The sequence below is a fragment of the Kocuria sp. genome, assembly GCF_030536815.1.
Lineage (GTDB): Bacteria > Actinomycetota > Actinomycetes > Actinomycetales > Micrococcaceae > Kocuria > Kocuria gwangalliensis.
Map to the genome: position 1 here is coordinate 1 of NZ_JAUNPE010000062.1, position 3,947 is coordinate 3,947.

At 66.2% G+C, this 3,947-nt stretch carries 4 protein-coding genes; 2 read left to right on the plus strand and 2 right to left on the minus strand.

Going from position 1 to position 3,947, the window contains the following annotated elements; genetic code table 11:
- The coding region (locus Q4E95_RS07375; protein WP_303382686.1) for a Dps family protein at positions 1-311 on the minus strand (311 nt) is incomplete at its 3' end.
- A gap of 187 nt (positions 312-498) precedes the next feature.
- Here Q4E95_RS07375 and Q4E95_RS07380 point away from each other — a divergent pair.
- Entirely contained in the window at positions 499-2,559 is a 2,061-nt protein-coding gene (locus tag Q4E95_RS07380) for an NADPH-dependent 2,4-dienoyl-CoA reductase (RefSeq protein ID WP_303382687.1), read from the plus strand.
- Positions 2,560-2,621: 62 nt separating this feature from the next.
- Here Q4E95_RS07380 and Q4E95_RS07385 read toward each other — a convergent pair whose 3' ends face one another.
- Positions 2,622-3,278, minus strand: a complete 657-nt coding sequence (locus Q4E95_RS07385; RefSeq protein WP_303382688.1) for a PepSY domain-containing protein — start codon at positions 3,276-3,278, stop codon at positions 2,622-2,624.
- A gap of 209 nt (positions 3,279-3,487) precedes the next feature.
- Here Q4E95_RS07385 and Q4E95_RS07390 point away from each other — a divergent pair.
- Positions 3,488-3,947 (plus strand): DUF3662 domain-containing protein (locus Q4E95_RS07390; protein WP_303382689.1); only part of this gene is annotated, 460 nt, incomplete at its 3' end.

Here is a 3,947-nt window from a genome sequence, read left to right on the forward strand (position 1 = left end):
ACGTCGTAGTCGTCCCACGTGCGCGAGGCGACGATCGCGCCGGGCAGACCGACGGGCGAAACACCCATGGTCGCCATGCGCTCGGCAACCTCGTCCACGAAGCTGCGGACGGTCTCGATCTGGGGGTCCAGCATCTCGTGGACGGAAATGAAGTTGGGGCCCACCACGTTCCAGTGGGCGTGCTTGAGCGTGAGCTGCAGGTCATTCAAAGCGTTCAGGCGCTGCTGGAGCGTATCCGCCAGGGCGTGACCCTCGGTAGTGGTCAGACCCGGAACGGTGTAGCTCGCGTTCTTGTTGGACTTCTTAGCCATGTGAACCTCCTTGTGCACCCGGCGTACGGGAAACTCGCCGCTGTCATGGTGCGGTTTATTTTGATGTACTAATAATAACAACTTCTCATACGCTCCACCAGGCAAACAGTTCGCCCGCGGAGGAATTGGTGACGTGGGTCACCGATCACCTAGTCTTACTCCAAGTACCTGAGACTTGGAGTATCGGATGACCGCGCGCTACCAGCACTTACTGTCCCCCCTCACCGTGGGTTCCACAACCCTCCCGCATCGCGTGATCATGGGTTCGATGCACACCGGACTCGAGGAAAAGGACGGCGGCGAGCATGAACTCGCGGCCTTCTACGTGGAGCGTGTGCGAGGCGGTGCGGGCCTCATCGTCACCGGTGGCGTCTCCCCCAATCCGGAGGGCGCGGCGCGTCACCACGGCGCCCACCTCAGCACCGAGGACCAGCTGCCCCGCCACCACGTGGTCACCACCGCCGTGCACGAGGCCGGCGGCCTCATCGCCCTGCAACTCATGCACTCGGGCCGCTACGCGATGCACGAGCGCGCCGTGGCGCCGTCACCCATTCGCGCGCCGATCAACAAGGTGACGCCGCGGGAATTGTCCGAGAGCGACGTCGAACGCACCGTTGAAGACTTCGCTCGCGCCGCGTACCTGGCCCGACAGGCCGGTTACGACGGCGTGGAGATCATGGGTTCCGAGGGGTACCTGATCAACGAATTCCTGGTCGAACACACGAATCGGCGCACCGACCGCTGGGGTGGCTCCCCGCCCGCCCGACGCCGCTTTGCCACGGAGATCGTGCGGCGCGTCCGCGAGCGCACCGGTCCGGATTTCCTGGTGATGTACCGGCTCTCCGCACTGGATCTCGTCCCGGACGCCCAGGAGTTCGAGGAGGTTCTGACCCTGGGCCGGGAGGTCGAAACGGCGGGTGCGTCCATCATCAACACGGGCATCGGCTGGCACGAGGCACGTATCCCCACGATCGCCACGAGCGTGCCCGGCGCGGGATTCACGTGGGTCAGCCGTGCGCTGCGTGAGAATCTGCGCATCCCGATCGCCACGGTCAACCGCATCAACACCCCCGAACTCGCCCAAGAGGTCCTGGCCCGCGGGGACGCCGACCTCGTGACCATGGCCCGGCCCTTCCTGGCGGACGCCGCCTTCGTCGCCAAGGCGCGGGAGGGCCAATCGGACAGCATCAACACGTGCATTGCCTGCAACCAGGCGTGCTTGGATCACACGTTCACCGGCCGACGCATGTCCTGCCTGGTCAATCCGCGCGCCATGCGCGAGACGGAGCTCGTGCTGGGCCCCACGCGCACGGCCGAGGAGATCGCCGTGGTGGGTGCTGGTCCGGCCGGCCTGGCCTTCGCGGAAGCGGCCGCGCAACGCGGGCATCGCGTCACACTGTTCGAGGAACAACCCGAGCTGGGTGGGCAGCTCCAACTGGCCCGCCGCATTCCGGGCAAGGAGGACTACCAGCACACGGTCCGCTACTTCACCACGCGCCTGCGCGAGCTGGGAGTCACGGTGCACACCGGCCATCGGGCCGCACCCGAAGACCTCGCCTTCGCGGACCGGGTGGTCATTGCCACCGGCGTCCACCCCCGCCGCCCCGGGATCCCCGGGGACACCGGCCCCACCGTGCTCGGTTACAAGGAGGTTCTTGAGGGCGCACCGGTGGGTGACAGGGTCGCGGTGATCGGGGCGGGCGGCATCGGGTACGACGTCGCTCATTTCCTCACGCACAACCCTTCCGCCGACTTCTACGCGGAGTGGGGCATCGATCGCTCACTGGAAGCCCGCGGCGGCTTGTTGACCCCGGCGCCCGAGCCCCCCATGCGACGGGTCACCGTGTTGCAACGCAGCACCACCAAACCCGGTTCACGACTGGGTCCCACCACCGGATGGATCCACCGCCTGGAACTGCGCATGGCCCACGTCCGGTTCATCACCGGCGTGGAATACCAGGAGATCACCGACCGCGGCATTCGCATGACCGCCCCCACCCCGGAGGCCGCGGGTGCGCACGCACGAGCGGGCGGGGGCCTTGCCCTGGAGGCACCCCGTGTGGAAACGCTCCTGGAAGTGGACACCGTAGTGCTGTGCGCGGGCCAGGAATCGCGCACTGAGTTGGCTCTGGAACTGGCGGGCGACGTGCGCCCCGTCCACGTGATCGGCGGGGCTGACGTGGCCGCCGAACTGGACGCCAAGCGCGCCATTAAACAGGCCGTGGAACTGGCCGCGGCCCTACCCTGAGCCGACACGTCGACATCTCAGGGCAGAGCCGCGGCGCTCACCGCGAGGGTGAACGGTAGTCATTAGTTGTTGCTGCTGACCGATCCGCTGTTGGCGTCCACGTAGTAGGTGGCGTCATTGTCGTTGACGTCCAGCTCAACTTCCCAGTTGACGGTGTCGTTGTCATCATCCAGGGAAACATCATCGAGCAGTACGGTGCCACCCTGCGAAGACACCTCACCAAAGGCGCTCTCAATGGCCTCCTTGATCGAGATGGACGCCTTACCCAGCTCGTCCAGATCATCCTGATCCGCCGCGCCGTCTTCCTGCTCGCTGGTGATGTTCTCACCGGCGCCGTCCAGGCTGACCTCGTGCTTGGTGTCGTTCTGGATCACGTCCGCCTCGAAGGCGTCGTTGTCGCGGTCGTAGTCTAGCTCCACCACGTCGCCGCCCTCGTACTTGGCGAGAAGGGTGTCCACAGCGGCCAGGGACGCCGCCCGGCCACCGTTCTGATCGTCGGCGGCAGCCGACTCCGACGGACTCCCACTGGCGGCCGAAGCCTCGCCGTCACTGGGATCGTCGGTGATCTCGGCGGTGGGCTCGTTCTCGGGAACCGCCGCGGTGGTCTCGGCGGGCGCTTCTGCGGCGGGTTCGTCATTGCCTCCCCCGCAGCCGGTCAGCAGCAGTGCACCGATCACGGCGGAGGAACTCAGGGTCAGAATTTTCTCAGTGTGCTTCATGGTTCCATCATCCCGTCCGCGCGCTGGTTTCCACCGTATTACGCCATAATCTTCGCTCGCGACGAAAGCCGTCCGCGCCCCTCGGTCCTTTCACCGGCCACTCAGACACCGTGTCTACTATTCTGGGGACTACTCACCGTCGCACGCCTGCCTCACTCCGGTTGGCGCGCACACAACAACGCCACGGGCTGGCGCGGAAGGAGGCGGCTGTGGGTTTTTGGACCGGTTTGGAAAGCGGAATCGAAAAAGCCGTACGCACCGCTTTCACCGCGGGTTCCCGTAAACGGATCGAGGCCGTGGAGATCGCCAGCGCCCTGCGCCGCGAGCTGGACCAGGAATCGTTCACGATTTCCGCGGGCCGCACCATGGCACCCAATGTCTTTACCGTGCAGTTCTCCGACGACGATTTCCCCCGCGCGCAGGAATGGGGCACCCAGTTGGCCGAGGAACTGTGCGACGTAATCATCCGCCACGCCAGGTCACAGGCCTACACGCTGCAGGGCGCGGTGCGCGTCAGCTTCATCCGCAACCCGGATCTCGAGGCCGGGGACTTCGCGATCATTTCGTCCGCCGAACGCACGGATTCCGGACCGGGCACGGGAAGCTCGTCCGGGGCGGCATCGGCCTCGGTGCGAGCGCCCGAGCCGCCGCCCGCGCCGCATCGGCCGC